13 protein-coding genes are annotated in these 16104 nt (G+C 39.7%); 11 read left to right on the top strand and 2 right to left on the bottom strand.

Annotation, left to right across the window (positions count from 1 at the left end):
- Positions 1–198: 198 nt before the first annotated feature.
- Positions 199–819 (top strand): thymidine kinase, encoded by a 621-nt coding sequence (locus NC797_RS11105; protein WP_272436850.1) that lies wholly within the window; start codon positions 199–201, stop codon positions 817–819.
- Positions 820–2033: 1214 nt separating this feature from the next.
- Here the strand turns inward: NC797_RS11105 and NC797_RS11100 are convergent.
- Positions 2034–2687, bottom strand: coding sequence for a transcriptional regulator (locus NC797_RS11100; protein WP_272436849.1), 654 nt, complete (start codon positions 2685–2687; stop codon positions 2034–2036).
- Positions 2688–3578: 891 nt separating this feature from the next.
- Here NC797_RS11100 and NC797_RS11095 point away from each other — a divergent pair.
- The 4 genes from NC797_RS11095 to NC797_RS11080 all read left to right on the top strand — a co-directional run bounded on the left by NC797_RS11095 (position 3579) and on the right by NC797_RS11080 (position 7158).
- Complete coding sequence (locus NC797_RS11095) at positions 3579–4004, top strand: hypothetical protein (RefSeq protein ID WP_272436848.1); 426 nt, start codon at positions 3579–3581, stop codon at positions 4002–4004.
- Positions 4005–4200: 196 nt separating this feature from the next.
- Entirely contained in the window at positions 4201–5271 is a 1071-nt protein-coding gene (prfA, locus tag NC797_RS11090) for a peptide chain release factor 1 (RefSeq protein WP_272436904.1), read from the top strand.
- Between the two features lie 3 nt (positions 5272–5274).
- A complete protein-coding gene (prmC, locus tag NC797_RS11085; protein WP_272436847.1) occupies positions 5275–6168 on the top strand; it encodes a peptide chain release factor N(5)-glutamine methyltransferase in 894 nt (297 codons plus the stop codon).
- 225 nt (positions 6169–6393) lie between these two features.
- Complete coding sequence (locus tag NC797_RS11080) at positions 6394–7158, top strand: PmeII family type II restriction endonuclease (protein ID WP_272436846.1); 765 nt, start codon at positions 6394–6396, stop codon at positions 7156–7158.
- A gap of 41 nt (positions 7159–7199) precedes the next feature.
- Here the strand turns inward: NC797_RS11080 and dcm are convergent, their stop codons facing one another.
- Entirely contained in the window at positions 7200–8543 is a 1344-nt protein-coding gene (gene dcm / locus NC797_RS11075; RefSeq protein ID WP_272436845.1) for a DNA (cytosine-5-)-methyltransferase, read from the bottom strand.
- Positions 8544–8743: 200 nt separating this feature from the next.
- Between dcm and spoIIR the strand changes: the two genes are divergently transcribed.
- The 6 genes from spoIIR (at position 8744) to NC797_RS11045 (ending at position 16103) form a co-directional block, all read left to right on the top strand.
- Positions 8744–9382, top strand: a complete 639-nt coding sequence (spoIIR, locus tag NC797_RS11070; protein ID WP_272436844.1) for a stage II sporulation protein R — start codon at positions 8744–8746, stop codon at positions 9380–9382.
- 360 nt (positions 9383–9742) lie between these two features.
- Complete coding sequence (locus NC797_RS11065; protein WP_272436843.1) at positions 9743–10186, top strand: hypothetical protein; 444 nt, start codon at positions 9743–9745, stop codon at positions 10184–10186.
- 632 nt (positions 10187–10818) lie between these two features.
- A complete protein-coding gene (locus NC797_RS11060; RefSeq protein WP_272436842.1) occupies positions 10819–11856 on the top strand; it encodes an L-threonylcarbamoyladenylate synthase in 1038 nt (345 codons plus the stop codon).
- Between the two features lie 179 nt (positions 11857–12035).
- On the top strand, positions 12036–14069 hold the full coding sequence (locus NC797_RS11055) for a DEAD/DEAH box helicase (protein ID WP_272436841.1): 2034 nt from the start codon (positions 12036–12038) through the stop codon (positions 14067–14069).
- 33 nt (positions 14070–14102) lie between these two features.
- Positions 14103–14519 carry a hypothetical protein gene (locus tag NC797_RS11050; RefSeq protein WP_272436840.1) on the top strand — a complete coding sequence of 139 codons (417 nt, stop codon included), beginning with the start codon at positions 14103–14105 and terminating at the stop codon, positions 14517–14519.
- A 357-nt stretch (positions 14520–14876) separates the two neighbouring features.
- A complete protein-coding gene (locus NC797_RS11045; protein ID WP_272436839.1) occupies positions 14877–16103 on the top strand; it encodes an IS110 family RNA-guided transposase in 1227 nt (408 codons plus the stop codon).
- Position 16104 lies beyond the last annotated feature (1 nt).

The following is a 16104-nucleotide window of genomic DNA, read 5'->3' as shown; positions in this document are numbered from 1 at the left end:
CTTTTCCAAGGAACGGAAAAACAAGCCATTTAAGGAATACAGGCTAAGACCGCCACGTCCTGTGGCAACGCCTGCATGACCCACATCGTGTGGGCCCGAGATGCGCTGCTTATCATTTGGTGACTTTTTGAACAACCTCTTATACGTTATAGTAATAGATAATAGACACTGTTTAGCTTTGGAAGGAGAGACCCGATCGTGTATGTCATGAAGCAAAGTGGATGGGTAGAAGTGATATGCGGTAGTATGTTTTCAGGTAAGTCAGAGGAATTAATACGCCGGGTCCGACGTGCTACATATGGGAACCTGACAGTACGAGTATTTAAACCTATGATAGACAATAGATTTGCAGAAGAATCCGTCGTCTCACATAATGGTAATTCTTTTTTGGCCATTCCTGTAGACAGATCAAAGGATATTTTAAAAAATATAGATCAAGACATTGATGTCATTGGTATTGATGAAATACAGTTTTTTGATGATCAAATTGTTGAGATCGTTGATGAACTAGCGAACTATGGCCACCGTGTTATTGTAGCAGGACTGGATACCGATTTTCGCGGTGAACCATTTGGACCAATGCCTAAGTTAATGGCTCTCAGTGAATCCGTTTCAAAACTAAATGCGATTTGTCCAGTCTGTGGATCGCCTGCCAGTAGAACACAGCGATTACTAAATGGACAACCTGCCTCTTACGATGATCCAATTATTTTAGTAGGTGCTTCTGAATCATACGAACCAAGATGCCGCCATCACCATGAAGTACCAAATAGACCCAGGCAACCGCTAAATCTTAGCATTTCGAGTGTATCCAATTAATTTGTTGAAATTTTATTTTGAGTCGAGCGGACATTTGTTCCATTATTGCATCGCCAATGTCCCGCTTAGCCATGGATTTTTATAGAAATGAGAGCGTGTGAGTCCGCCTAGCCAAGCGGTTTGTGAAAATAACGGCCTCTGAGTCCGCCTAGCATTTTTAGCGGACTGAGAGGCCGCTATTCGTCAAAAAACCACTGATATGGAGTGTTTAGCGGACTGAGAGGCCGTTAATTGCCAAAAATCCAGCCAATATAAGCCCAATTAGAGCAAATAAGGGTCTGTGAGTCCGCTTAACCAAGGAAAACAGTCCGATATGTGAAAATAACGGCCTCTGAGTCCGCCTAGCATATTTTAGCGGACTGAGAGGCTCTTATTCGTCAAAAAACCACTGATTTGGAGTGTTTAGCGGACTGAGAGGCCGTTAATTGCCAAAAAACCAGCCAATATAAGCCCAATTAGAGCAAATAAGAGCCTGTGAGTCCGCTTAGCCATGGAAAACAGCCCGATATGTGAAAATAACGGCCTCTCAGTCCGCCTAGCATATTTTAGCGGACTGAGAGGCTCTTATTCGTCAAAAAACCACTGATTTGGAGTGTTTAGCGGACTGAGAGGCCGTTAATTGCCAAAAATCCAGCCAATAAATGCCCAATGAGAGCAAATAAGAGCCTGTGAGTCCGCTTAACCATGGAAAACAGCCCGATTACTGAAAATAACGGCCTCTCAGTCCGCTTAGCATATTTTAGCGGACTCACAGGCCGCTATTCGTCAAAAAACCGCTGATTTGGAGTGTTTAGCGGACTGAGAGGCCGTTAATTGCCAAAAACCCAGCCAATATAAGCCCAATTAGAGCAAATAAGGGTCTGTGAGTCCGCCTAACCAAGGAAAACAGTCCGATATGTGAAAATAACGGCCTCTCAGTCCGCCAAGCATATTTTAGCGGACTTCACAGGCCGCTATTCGTCAAAAAACCGCTGATTTGGAGTGTTTAGCGGACTGAGAGGCCGTTAATTGCCAAAAATCCAGCCAATATAAGCCCAATTAGAGCAAATAAGAGCCTGTGAGTCCGCTTAACCATGGAAAACAGCCCGATTACTGAAAATAACGGCCTCTCAGTCCGCTTAGCATTTACCCAGGCTGGCTTTTTCAGCTTACGCATAGGGTTGCCCAAAAAACCAAAAACAAAAAATGAAGATAGATTGTTATAGAAGAACCAGTCAAAAAAGCTTAGTTATTTTATAAGTCCGTGCGCGTTCTTTTCCGCTTGCAATGGTTAGGAGTTGTAAATCAACAAGTTTATGCAAGATGCGTCTAGTCTGGCGATCACCTATCCTCAGGTGATTCATAACTTCAAGTGGAGTAATCGGACGTAACGTACGGTGAGCAAATCTTATGACTTCTGCTTCAAGCCAAGTTAACTGTGAAGGTGCATCAGTCGAGATGAATTTGCCAATAAAAGCAAGGAGGAGCTGCTGGCATAGTTTAGTCTCCTCTTTAATCGATAAATAAGCAATAGGTAGAAAAGTCCAACCATCTAAAGCCAACAAAGAATGTCGCCAGCATAAATCTTTAAATCTTCTGACATCCAGATCTCTGGCATGAGGGCCGTATCCTTGAATCTCGATTCCACCCTTAGCACCACCAGGCATGTAGGCAAGATCAAGGTAGCGGTAACCATTGTTGAAATCACGAACTTCCCACTCAGGGTACAAATGATTGAAATTGCCGATGGTTGGAAACCAGATGAGCCGCAGAAATTCAACGGTTCCATGCCCTAATCCTTTCTGTAAAATTTCTCGTCTCCTGTGATTCTTCTCTTCAGCAATGTTTTTTTGAATCCAGTCGTTCAAAGCTTGTTCAAATTGTGGCATGGTAGCACGTCCTTTTGGAGGGGATTTTAATGAGTCAAAAAGTACTTGGGTTTGATGTTGATTCGGAGGTAAGTAAGGAATGTGTAAAATGGTAGAGTGGAAGGGGAAATCTATTATTTTCTTTCAACATTTGTATAGTAACGTATATGTTGAAATTTAGCAATTAAATATTTAAGTATTGAAAGTTGTTTATTGTAACCGATTGCCTATCTTCCTCAAACGGGTGCTTGTTAAATAAAAAAATGTCTTTTGGATACTCTCCATGTCCGTACAGGTTTACCCTGTTTCTAGTACTAGGGGGGTAAGAATTCATACAAAAACAGATTACGTCTGATGTCGGCTTAAAAATGCTACTGCAGGAACAAAAAAGTAAAAAAATCAATGTGTACAAACATTGATTTCGTGGTATAATTAACATAGAAAGATGATAATTGCATACATTAATAAAGACCGCCCATGCTGATACATGGAACGGTCATAATAGACCGAACCCCATCAAGAGGGGCTAGGCAGCATTTTGGAAAAATAATCCCTCAGCGCCTGTCAAACGCATAGGAGGGGTTATTTTTTGTGGTTATTATCAGAAACGATAAACGCTACTAACATCCCAAAGGATATCATGAGCGTTAGCGCACTAACAATGTCCACTGGCAAGCACCTCCCTCCCTGGGAAGTAAAGGTTCCTTTGCTATAAAATGTGAAGGGACCTTTTATTTATCTATCTTTTTTAAAGAGTGCTCTAAACGGTTAGCATTCTTGAGAAATTTTCGACTGAGTATAATCAGATCTTTAGAAATGACGTATAACAAAAAGATTCGTCCCTCCTTTGGACATAATTTCTACTCATAATGGTAAAACTAACCGTAACAATTCTTGGAGGAGGGAATGATCATGCGAGAGTTAAATCACAAAGTAGTCCGATCAATAGGTACTGTTTTCACTATCCTTCTTGTTCTTTTACTAACTGCATGTGGCCAAAATCAAACGGAGTCTTTGCAAGAAGGGCCATTAAACGTTAACAATCCAGGTCAATTTGAAACAACAGAAGAAGGCAATGTACCGATCGAGCAGAATACGACGCCATTGTCTACAGAGCAATCGAATCAAAATCAAGATAAACAAACGATCAAGGAAGCAGCGGAAGAAGTGCCAGGTACGGAAGTCACATCTGTTACATTTGATGGTAAGAAAGTTCGAGTAACTGTACGTGTAGAGGAAGATTTAAATAGTGATGAACGAATTGCTTGGAGCAACAATATTAAATCGGCAATCAAGGGCGCAACCAACCAGTACAATGTCCAAGTAATCGTAAATTAATCTACGGTAATCCTGGGAAAAAGACAGTCCCCCTAGCGTCATCGTCAAAAATGGGCTTGAGCATTTTTGACGATTTTTTTCTCCTAAGCTATAATAAGAATGCTGACGTGTGTTTTACAATGCGAAAGAAAGAGGCGTGCATGGGCATGTCTTTTTTTCGCTACAACACACTGATAAGGAGAAAGAGGTGGCCAGCTTGTTAGACCGATTACAAACATTAGAGGATCGTTACGAAAAGCTAAATGAATTATTAAGTGACCCAGAAATTATTAGTGACCCAAAAAAATTACGAGAATATTCCAAAGAGCAATCCGATCTTGAAGATGTCATTCAAACGTATCGAGAGTATAAAAACGTTACGACCGAATTGGATGATGCAAAAGCAATGCTTGATGACAATCTAGATGGCGATATGTACGATATGGTCAAAGCAGAAATTAGTGAGCTTTCAAATACGAAAACGGAATTAGAGGAAAAATTAAAATTACTTTTATTACCTAAAGATCCAAATGATGACAAAAACGTGATTATGGAAATTCGTGGTGCTGCAGGTGGTGATGAGGCGGCATTGTTTGCTGGGGATCTATATCATATGTATGCGCGTTATGCGGAGGCACAAGGGTGGAAAATGGAAGTCATTGAGGCCAATGCAACAGGAATTGGCGGTTATAAAGAAATCATTTTTATGATAAATGGGGACGGAGCCTTTTCAAAACTAAAATATGAAAACGGTGCCCATCGAGTACAGCGCGTACCCGAAACGGAATCAGGTGGCAGAATTCATACATCGACTGCAACTGTTGCTGTTATACCAGAAGCAGAAGAGGTCGAAGTAGACATTCATGAAAAAGATATCCGTGTTGATACATTTGCCTCAAGCGGACCAGGAGGACAAAGCGTTAACACCACAATGTCAGCAGTGCGCCTGACCCATGTACCAACAGGGATTGTCGTCTCCTGTCAGGATGGCAAATCACAAATTAAAAACAAAGAAAAGGCGATGACAGTACTTCGCGCCCGCATTTACGACAAATTTCAGCGAGAGGCTCAAGCAGAGTATGATGATGCTAGAAAATCAGCAGTCGGAACAGGGGACCGTTCGGAGCGAATTCGCACGTACAATTTTCCGCAAAACAGGGTGACAGACCACCGAATCGGATTAACGATTCAAAAGCTAGATCAAATTTTGACGGGCAAAATTGATGAATTTATCGATGCATTAGTCATTGAAGAACAAACAAAAAAATTGGAACAGCTTGGTGAATAACACATGGAAAACAACGATACGACGATACAGGGAGCCCTCCATTGGGCTTCTCTTTTTTTAACAGAACACCATCGTGAGCAAAATGTCGCTGAAATTTTGTTGTGCCACCATTTAGGGGTACCACGCTCAAAATTTTTCGCTATACTGCGTGAAAAAATTCCAGTACAGGTGCAAGAGAAGTTCGTTCAAGACATTAAAGCTCACGCGAAAACAGGTATACCTGTTCAGCATTTAACTGGCTATGAAATGTTTTATGGACGTTACTTTCATGTGAATGACAAGGTGTTAATTCCTCGTCCTGAAACAGAGGAGTTAATCCTCGGGCTTAATAGCTATATCGCGCATATTTCATCTGCGGGACAGCCGATCAACATGATCGACTTAGGTACGGGAAGCGGGATCATTGCGGTGACGTTAAAGCTGGAGTGGCCGGCAACAAAAGTATACGCTACAGACATTTCTGCAGATGCGCTAATGGTTGCTAAGCAAAACGCAGTAAGTCTGGGGGCAGACGTAATTTTTATGGAGGGAAACTTTTTACAGCCAGTCCTTGATTCAAGACAGCAAATAGATGTGATCGTATCCAATCCGCCCTACATTTCCTATGCTGAAAAAGATACATTGGATGATACCGTGAAAAATTTCGATCCAGAGCTAGCATTGTTTGCAGAGCAGGACGGTTTGGCCGCATACCACACCATTTTAACGCAAGCACAAAAGGTGGTAGCAGATACTGCCATACTCGGATTCGAAATCGGGCATCAGCAGGGCACCAAGGTGGGCGAGCTGGTGAGCCGATTTTTTCCGAACAGCGATGTAGAGGTGCGACAAGATATAAATGGGAAGGATCGGATGGTTTTCGCAACCGTTAAAAAGGACAAAAGTACGAGTAGCTGACTATCAATAGTCATATTCAGAAGGTAATTCATATTATACTATATATTTGACGCCTTCTCTTAGTTCGGCATAAATACCGTCCAAGAGAATTGGTACCGAATATCGACCATCCTTAATAAACTGTGCGAATACCGGTTCATCCCTATGTATGACTTTGAAAACTAGGCAATATAGGGGAGAAATGGTAAGATGATAAACAAAGAAAGATTATAGGGGATGGTTTCAATGAGCGATAATTATGATGAAATAATTAAAAAAGCAAAAGACTTTTTCAGAAAGGAAATAGCTCCTAGTCATATTGCTAACACAAAAAAGCTCACTAAATTAAAAGAGTTTAATCTTAATCCATTTTTAGACAAGTACAAAGCAAGTTTCTTAACAGGCAATGATAACCCTAAGAGCATAGCAAAAGCTCTAGTCTATCCAAGAGTATTAGGTACATCCATAAATACTACTTTTGGTAACAAGCTACAAAAGTTTTGTAGTGAAGTTTTAGAAGGTTTTGCATCAACTACATCAGGGATTGACATAGAATTTATTGATAAGGTAGATGGCAGGAGAAAGTATTGTCAAATTAAGGCAGGACCAAATACAATCAATAAAGATGATGTAGAGACAATAAATGGGCATTTTGCAGGAGTTAAAAACCTTGCAAGAACAAATAATCTGAATGTTGGATTTAATGACCTTATTGTAGGTGTCTTTTATGGCGCTCCTGAGGATTTAAGTGGACATTATAAAAAGATTGCTAAAGAGTATCCTGTCATTATTGGGGCTGAATTTTGGTACAGGCTAACAGGTGACCAGGACTTTTATCAAAGGTTAACTAATGCTATTGGTGATGTTGCATCTGAATATGATAGTTCTGAACTGATGGACAAAGTTATCAACTCATTGGCAAAAGAGATTGAGAAAAGTCTAGATCCCAAGCAGCAGTTGGATATAGAGGTTAGGGAAGTAGCAGATGGAAAAGGTACATATGATGTTTAATTGAAAAGAGGGAGGATGCCATTTACAGCATCTACCCTTTTTCACTGCAGTTTATTTAAAGTATTAACAATAGAAAGTCCAATAGCTTTAGCCATGTTTACAGGAACTGCATTTCCTATCTGTTTATAAGCATTTCCTGTTGAGCAGTCAAACTCCCAACTGTCAGGAAAGCTCTGTATCCTTGCATACTCTCTAACTGTAAAAGGTCTAGTTTCATCAGGGTGACACCTTTCAGTTTGTTTTTGAGCAGGCGAGCAGGTTAGAGTTAATGATGGCTCATCCCATGAGAGTCTCCTTGCCATCCCTGTTCTTCCTCCTCCTGAATAATAACTCTTACCCATGTAATCTCTAGCTATATCATCAGGAAGGTCTCTCCAATAGCCACCAGGAGGTACTAGGTCTAAAACTTTCTTTTTGGACTCAGGATACTTTGTTCCTTCAGACTCAGGTACATCTTTAAGGATGTCCTTTAGAGTAAGCTCATAGCCATAAGGCATAGGGAATAGATATTCTAACCCCTCTTTATTTACCAAATCTTTCCTGACCCCTACAATTACGATTCTTTCTCTTTTTTGAGCTACGTCATAATCTAATGCCCTGAGAACTTTCCGTTTTACTGTATATCCAATATCAGCAAAAACATCGAGCATCGTCTTTAAAGTGTTTCCTCCATCATGATTAACAAGCCCTTTTACATTTTCAGCTAGAAACATTTTGGGCTTCAGTTTATCAAGGATTTTAGCATAGTGGAAAAACATTGTACCTCTAGCATCCTGTAATCCACCTTTTTTACCTGCATAGCTAAATGCCTGACAAGGGTAGCCTCCAGATAATAAATCAAGCTCTCCAACATCAGGAGCATCAATATAATGCTCTATACCATTTTTAGTTACTTCCTCAATATCTTCCTCAATTACATTCCAATTGGGTCTATTCTTTCTTAAAGTATTACAGGCATGTTTATCTATTTCAACATTGCCAATAGACTCAAAACCTGCATACTCAAGGCCTAATCCTAAGCCTCCTGCTCCTGCAAATAATTCTAAGACTTTATATTTTTTATTGGGTTTGATATTTCTTACCTCAACAAAATCATTACCATCATCTTGATTTTCTTTCTTACCCTTTTTGTATATTACTTTCTTAGAATTTTGCTCCTCAATTCCTAAATTAAGCTCCATCTGTTCAGCTATATCCTCAAAACGAACATCAAGAGTTTCACATAGCTTTAGAGCATTGGATTTGATAGGATTATAGTTATGAGAAAGTAACATGGATAATTGGTTCTTGCTCAGTCCTAATTGCTCAGCTAATTCTTTTTGAGTAGCAATCCCATGCTTTTTCATATGTAATCTTACTTTTTCTTTACTGATAGAGTAGTACATTTATAACCCCCTCACAAAGTTAAAGATTATTTTAACTTTACATAGGGTTATTATAATGCTTGTACTATGATGAGTCAACAAATTAAAACAAATAAGCACTTACAATGGAACGAACTTAAAAAAAATAATAGATTAGGAGTTTAAAAGTATAGTAAGCTGCCCATACTGCTTGTAAGAAGAAAGCGAAAGGGGCAGGAACAATGAAAAAAGCAATTTTTATCGTTATTTCATTTTTTATATTACTAGGTTCGTTTCCAACAACAAGCGCAAGTGAAAGAGGAAAAACAACACAGGGTGAATCCTTCCAGGTCATACCAGATGAGGCTATTCGGCTTCGTATTCTAGCTAATAGTGATGACAACGTAGACCAAACGATAAAACGCACGATCCGTGATGAAGTGAATGCATATATTAGTAAATGGGTAACGGATATCGAGGACATAAAAGAAGCAAGACAAGTTATTCAAAAACGTTTGCCTGAACTGAAAGAAATTGTCGGGACAACGTTAGAGGAAGCAGGAGTCGATCAATCGTATCAGGTCGAGTACGGAAAAAATGTTTCCTTTCCAACAAAGCTTTATGGGCCTTACATTTATCCAGCTGGCGAATACGAGGCAATTTTAATTACGTTAGGCGACGGTAAAGGTGCAAATTGGTGGTGTGTTCTTTTCCCACCACTATGCTTTTTAGATTTTTCAAATGGAACAAGTGTCGCTAAGGAACAAGAAGATGAAAAAGAAGATAAACAACAAGAAGATGATAAGAAAACAGAGACAAAAGAAGAAGACAAAGATGAAAAAGTAGCCGTCAAGTTCTTCTTTCTCGAGTGGTTTTTTTAAAGGATTTGACAGATTTTATTCGAATACGAGTGACTATCGTAGTGTCGAGTTTGTCTGATGGATTTGAACAACCTCTAAAAGTGCGTGTTCAAAAAATCAGCAAATTAGAAGGTCGACTAATGTCGCCACGTCCTGTGGCAACGTCGACACTAGCACGTCCTGTGCGTCGCAAGCAGGTCGAGGCGGCGCAGTTTTGAGTAACGGAGCGTATGCTTTTAATACGTGAGTAACGGAAAAGCAAGCCAACGAAGAGATGCGTAGCTTATCATTTGGTGACTTTTTGAACAACCTCTAAAACTATCATATTTCTCCCTATCTATCATAGACTAATATAAATCGTTAGATAGGGAGAGGATGTAGATGAACGTAACAAGTACATTGGATATGGAAGAAGCAGTATTAAGAGATTTTTTTGAAGGAAAATGGGACACTTTTGTCGATAAGGAATCGTTACACGCTTGTGGATATTTAGTTGATTACCAAGGGCAATATCAAGCTTTTTTTGCCTTAGCTCCAGTAGTAGATGGCGGCTATTGGTTGAAAAGCTTATACATAAAAGAAGGCGTACCTACAACGTTTCCACTCACCATCATCGAGTCTAGCATCACACTAGCAAAAGAGAAACGAGCGTCATCCCTTTACGTGTACAGCCATCAGTCTGCATTGGATCGCCTATTGTCCATTCTACAATTTATGCCCCAGGAACAACCGTCATTTTCCAAAGAAATAGAAGCAATAGGCGGAAATTGGTGGGTGATGGATATAGATAACGACCTTCCCACAAAAGACAGCACGACCATTTAAAAATGAATTATTCTAAGCAAACAGTAGAAGTGGAATCGGACATTTATTCCTCTATTTGTAGTAAAACCATTAAAAGAAGGAAAAAAGGAAATCAAAGCAGCCTTTCAGGAACAGCCAGTGAAATGTTCCAAGCAAGCAGCTTCATTGACAGAAAACGCCAGATCTAGTTATCCACTAGGTCTGGCGTTTTTTTTATGAAATACATGCTTCCAAACTGTCTCACCAATTTTCAATACTTCATCAAAGGCAATATTGTATAAAGGTGCGGTTACGTTAGGCTTTTTACCGTTATCCACAACAATCAGTGAAAAGATAACCAGCATCACTTATTGTGGATAAAACAGTTGTGGATACTGTGGATTGATTAAAGATGAACCCCATTATAAATGTATTTTTTGCAATCTTATGAACAACACACATAAATTGCACACGTCGTGTGGATAAAATAACTCATGTGTGGATAATTGACACGAAACAAACACCAACATGTGGACAACTTGTTGAAAGGCTGTGCATAAATGAAAAAATGCTGGCCGCTGAGGATAAGTGCAGCTCTGCTTGCCAAATATGGCATCTTTCTTTCATAATGGTTGTGGACAATGCAAAATGGACAATCGAAAAGGAGTATACCCATGCCGAAAACAACAGTTTGGTCAATACAACAAATAGATCAAGACACAGCAAAAATAAGTGTGGAGGAAGCTGCACAAATGTTGAAAAAACAGGAAGTTGTAGCATTTCCGACCGAAACCGTATACGGACTAGGCGCAGATGCAACGAACGAAGCGGCGGTAAACAAGATTTTTCAAGCAAAAGGGCGACCCTCCGACAACCCACTGATCGTTCACGTAGCAACGAAACAACAGATGGAGGAATTTGTCACTCATATCCCACCACTAGCTGAAACATTAATCACTGCTTTTATGCCAGGACCGTTAACAATCATTCTCCCGAGTAATGGGAAGATCGCTGCAAATGTGGTAGCAGGATTGGATACAGTGGGCCTCCGTATTCCAGATCATCCTGTTGCACTTGCGCTTATTCAAGTGTGCCATCTCCCTTTGGCAGCACCTAGTGCGAATCGCTCAGGCAGACCAAGTCCAACTACTGCTGCACACGTACTACACGATTTAGATGGAAAAATAGCAGGAGTGCTGGATGCGGGTCAAACGGGTGTAGGAGTGGAATCAACAGTTGTCGACTGTACGGGAGACCTACCGATGATTTTACGTCCAGGTGGAGTGACAAGACAGCAGCTCGAGAAGGTTATTGGCGATGTGATGGTTGACCCAGCATTAGCTAAGAAAAACGAAAAACCTAAATCACCAGGAATGAAATATACCCACTATGCACCAGAAGCACCACTTTGGCTTGTTGACGGGAGTGTAAATTTTATCCAGAACTTGATTAACGAAAATAACAAGGAAGGCTTGCAAGTTGGGGTGTTGGCTAGCGATGAATTAGCGTGTCAAGTAACCGCAGATGTCGTACGAGCATGTGGTTCAAGGGCAGATTTAAAACAAGTTGCGATCCATTTATATGATGCACTAAGATCTTTTTCTAGTACCAATGTAGATATCATTATCTGCGAAACATTTATAGAGGAAGGGATCGGCGAAGCCATTATGAACCGACTTCAAAAAGCAGCGACAAAAAAACTTACCCAGTAGAGAAATAGCTGGACTAACGGACTAGCTTCTAATTTGCCGACTTTTTGAACACGCACTTATAGACTAGCTTTATTAACTTTTTTATAGCAACAAAAACCCTATTAATTTTTTCTACTAGCTAGCAAATGTATGATAAAATAAAAACAAATCTATCTTGTCCACGTTGGAGGCAAACCGTTATGGGGAAATTTTTGTTTAAATTAGATAGGGAACTGCTAGATTTAAATGCGATGGAAATGGACGATGCGCTCAGCCATTTCCTAAAAGATTTAGCGAAAGATTCGGATGAAAGCATTGAAATGGTCAATGATCAAGGGGTTACACGCAAATTCAAAATAAATTGGGATGACAACACCTTGCAGGGGCGTGGAATTAAGGGTTTTTTCTCCCCGTATAATGCAGAATATCTATTCATTAATAAAGAAACAAATGGCGAAATTAAGGTTTCCTCTCCTAGTCATTCCGAACAACAGCGGGTGAGGCAAAAGTCTATTAGCGGAGCAGATAGACTGGAAACCGTTATGAATGCCATGAAAGGGTTCAAACAAAATTCAGAAACGTGGTTTCAGCTATACCAATCGGCCCAAGCGTTTCAGATCAACGCAAAAGATGATCAATTAGTATGCCTCCCGTATATCCGCGAAGCACAAACATTCCAATACCAACTACAAACGGTAAAATCTGTCATAAATCATTTTAAAGGAAGGGTATTGTTAGGTGATGAGGTAGGTCTCGGAAAGACGGTAGAAGCGGGTATGGCAATGCTCGAGTATATTATGCGAGGCCTTGTCAAAAAGGTGCTCATTCTCACGCCGCCTTCTCTTGTACAACAATGGGAAAACGAAATGAAGCGGAAATTCAACCAAGACTTTATAAAAGCAGATGATCCAGCATTTAAAAAAATGGGAGATCAAGCATGGTCACACTATAATAAGGTGATTGCATCCATATCTACAGCGAAAAGAAAGCAGCACCGTGATCCGATTTTCAATGAGCATTATGATTTGGTGATCGTCGATGAAGCGCACCATTTAAGAAATCGCAATACCCAAGCATGGAAATTTGTCAATGGCATTAACAAAAAGTACATTTTCCTTTTAACTGCAACTCCAGTTCAGAACCATTTGGAAGAACTTTATAATCTGATAACATTGCTCAAACCTGGCCAGCTTAAAACATACCGTTACTTTAAAAACAATTTTATTGAAAGTAAAGACGGGATTGAGGTTAAAAATTCGGATCGGCTTAAGAGTTTAATCTCTGACGTCATGATTCGTAACAAACGAAGTAATGTCGATGTTCAATTTACCAAAAGGAAGGCATACACAACAACAGTTGATTTACCAAGTGCACAACAGGAATTATACGAAGATATTAGTAGTTTTATTCGCAATAAATATAGAGAAGATACGCCATCGATTAGTCGCTTCCAATTGAAAAATTTACAAGAACAGATGGGCAGCACATACACCTCCATGTATCATACACTTGAAAAACTTGCAGCCAATGAAAAATTGTCCATTTTTGACCAAAAATCACTAAAGAAGTTTTCCTTAAGAGCACAAGATATTGTGAACATGGAAAACGAAAACAATCCAAAAGTCAATCAACTCGTTCATATTTTAAGAGATTTTAATGATAAGATGCTTGTTTTTACAAAGTACAAATCAACACAGAAATTCCTTGCGAGCCTACTAAAAGAGCGCGGTTTTAAGGTTGCCGAATTTCATGGTGGATTAAAGCGAAAAGAAAAAGAAGAACAGATTACTTTTTTTAAAGAACAAGCAGATGTGCTTGTAAGTACAGAAGTTGGTGGAGAAGGGCGTAACCTACAATTTTGTAATGGAATGATCAACTATGACTTGCCGTGGAACCCGATGGCAATTGAACAACGTATTGGACGAATCCATCGTATTGGACAAACGCGCGATGTGTTCGTATACAATCTAGTTGCAAAAGATACCATCGAACACTATATCTTGGAATTATTAGATCGTAAAATAAATATGTTTGAGCTTGTTGTAGGGGAAGTGGATGCCATACTTGGCGATATTGAAAATGAAGAGGACTTCTCTGAGCTCATGATGAAAGCGTGGGCCCACTCAAATAGTAAAGAAGAAATAGAAAGTGAAATGGAGCAAATAGGTGAAAAGCTTTTTGAGAACAAACAAAAATTGTTAAAACAAAAAGAATTAGATGACCGTCTATTTTGATGATAAATATTTTTGCGAGGAAGGTGTCTCTAAATGGAGCTCCAAAAGTTTGTGACCAAAGTGATAGAAGGATTTGGAGGCGTTGTTGAGCCAGTCGAATATGCTTTATGTCAAGTACTTATTCCTGAAGAGTATAAAAGTTATTTTCAGAATAAGACCGAGCTTGAGCTTGCATTTGATTTCGAAGTAGCTCAAGAAAATCCTCAGTCTGAATTTGTCACCTTTGGAAGCTTTATATTAGAACAAGTACAGACGATCGCTAATCAACAGGCGATCAGCACACTAAGGTTTGCAGAAGTGGAACGACAGACACTTGCGAATCCTTTAAAAAAAATCACGCATTTTTTGCAAGAAGAAAATGGGAAAATCAACATTCTTGATGAGATCAATGTGATGGGTGTTTGGGCTGTTTTTCAATTTCACATAACCTCGTATAGTATATTCGTATAGTATATTTAAGAACAAAAAATTGCTCCTTGAAAATTGAATAATAGAGTTACATTAAAACCTTTTTGCTTGGGTATTGCGTGATGTCCTTAGATAATAGAATTGGAATGGATCCAACTGGGAATATGCTTTCATCTCCTGTAGATAAACTACGATTAAAGACTGTGACCCAGACAATTGTTGTACTGCAAACGCACAAGCTGTATCGATGTTTCGCTAAACCGAGATTAGTAGACTTGGGCAGCTTTTAGCGAGGCATCAGGGAATACTCATACGCGAGGTTGTTGTTAGGCAATTGTTCTAGGGATATCCCGCAGTATCCAAGCTTATTCCAAAATCTTATGAAAGGAGGTCCTTTCCGTGAAATTATTCGTAGGTATTGATGTTAGCTCTAAAAATCTTGATGTGTGCTTCCTTGACAGTGAAGACACGCGTCTAAAAGAAGAAACACTTTCCAATGACTTACATGGTGCCAACCAGATAAAAGAAACCATTTTAACGTATAACGGGCAGTTCCATTACGAAAAAATTATTGTTGGTATGGAATCTACATCTGTTTATAGTTTTCATCCGTCTACCCTTTTAGACAATGATAAGGACTTACAAAGGATTGGTGTGGAAGTAGTTGTTCAGAATCCTAAGGCCATTCATCGGTTTAAAGGGTTGTTTGAAGAAGATAAAACAGACCGTATTGATGCTTTTCGCATTGCCGATTTCCTTCGATTTGGACGGTACAATAAAACCGTTATCAAAGAAGAAAAGTATGTTGCCCTCCAACGATTAACGCGATCTCGTTATCAAGTGATCCAGCAATTGACGGAGTGTAAGCAACATTTTCTTGAGAATCTTTATTACAAGTGCAATACGCTCTCTAATGACGTAGATACTTCCATTTTTGGAGCTGCCATGATGGAATTGTTTGCCGATTCCCTTTCTTTAGATGACGTTGCCAATATGGAATTAGAGGAATTAGCTCTTTTCCTCCAAGGGAAAGGCAAAGGGCGCTTTCGTGATCCTGAAAAATTGGCCAAAAATATTAAAAAGGCTATTCGTGATTCCTACCGTCTTGGAAAGGTCGTGCAACACTCTGTTGATATGGTCTTGGCAACTTATGCCAGACTGGTTCAAACACTCAAGAAACAAATCAAAGAACTGGACAAGGGTATTGAGGCCTTATTCGAAATTCTTCCAGAGGCACAATGTCTCATAAGTGTGCCAGGTATTGGACCTGTTTATGCGGCCGGTATTATCGCTGAGATAGGTCAAATTGAACGCTTTGAAACACAGGCACAACTGGCGAAATACGCCGGTCTCTATTGGAAAAGATCACAATCTGGTGACTTTGAATCGGAACGAACACCTAGGGTGAAAACAGGAAATCAGTATCTTCGTTATTACTTAGTTGAAGCTGCCAACTCCGTACAACGAAATGAACCTGTGTACCATGAATTTTACCTAAAGAAATATAAAGAAGTTCCGAAATACAAACATAAAAGAGCCCTCGTAATGACCGCGAGAAAACTGGTACGTTTGGTGGATGTGCTACTACGCAACCACCAACTCTACACGTCAGAAAGGAGCGTGTAAA

Source organism: Terrihalobacillus insolitus, assembly GCF_028416575.1.
Classification (GTDB): Bacteria; Bacillota; Bacilli; order Bacillales; family Amphibacillaceae; genus Terrihalobacillus; species Terrihalobacillus insolitus.
Note: the sequence above shows the minus strand (reverse complement) of the source record. Positions and strands in the feature narration are given on the sequence as shown.

What these genes read in the sequence shown, in the direction of transcription:
- NC797_RS11100 (WP_272436849.1), bottom strand. Translation starts at nt 2,687, where the DNA reads ATGCCACAATTTGAACAAGCTTTGAACGACTGGATTCAAAAAAACATT.
- NC797_RS11095 (WP_272436848.1), top strand. Translation starts at nt 3,579, where the DNA reads ATGCGAGAGTTAAATCACAAAGTAGTCCGATCAATAGGTACTGTTTTC.
- prmC (WP_272436847.1), top strand. Translation starts at nt 5,275, where the DNA reads ATGGAAAACAACGATACGACGATACAGGGAGCCCTCCATTGGGCTTCT.
- NC797_RS11080 (WP_272436846.1), top strand. Translation starts at nt 6,394, where the DNA reads ATGAGCGATAATTATGATGAAATAATTAAAAAAGCAAAAGACTTTTTC.
- dcm (WP_272436845.1), bottom strand. Translation starts at nt 8,543, where the DNA reads ATGTACTACTCTATCAGTAAAGAAAAAGTAAGATTACATATGAAAAAG.
- spoIIR (WP_272436844.1), top strand. Translation starts at nt 8,744, where the DNA reads ATGAAAAAAGCAATTTTTATCGTTATTTCATTTTTTATATTACTAGGT.
- NC797_RS11065 (WP_272436843.1), top strand. Translation starts at nt 9,743, where the DNA reads ATGAACGTAACAAGTACATTGGATATGGAAGAAGCAGTATTAAGAGAT.
- NC797_RS11060 (WP_272436842.1), top strand. Translation starts at nt 10,819, where the DNA reads ATGCCGAAAACAACAGTTTGGTCAATACAACAAATAGATCAAGACACA.
- NC797_RS11055 (WP_272436841.1), top strand. Translation starts at nt 12,036, where the DNA reads ATGGGGAAATTTTTGTTTAAATTAGATAGGGAACTGCTAGATTTAAAT.
- NC797_RS11050 (WP_272436840.1), top strand. Translation starts at nt 14,103, where the DNA reads ATGGAGCTCCAAAAGTTTGTGACCAAAGTGATAGAAGGATTTGGAGGC.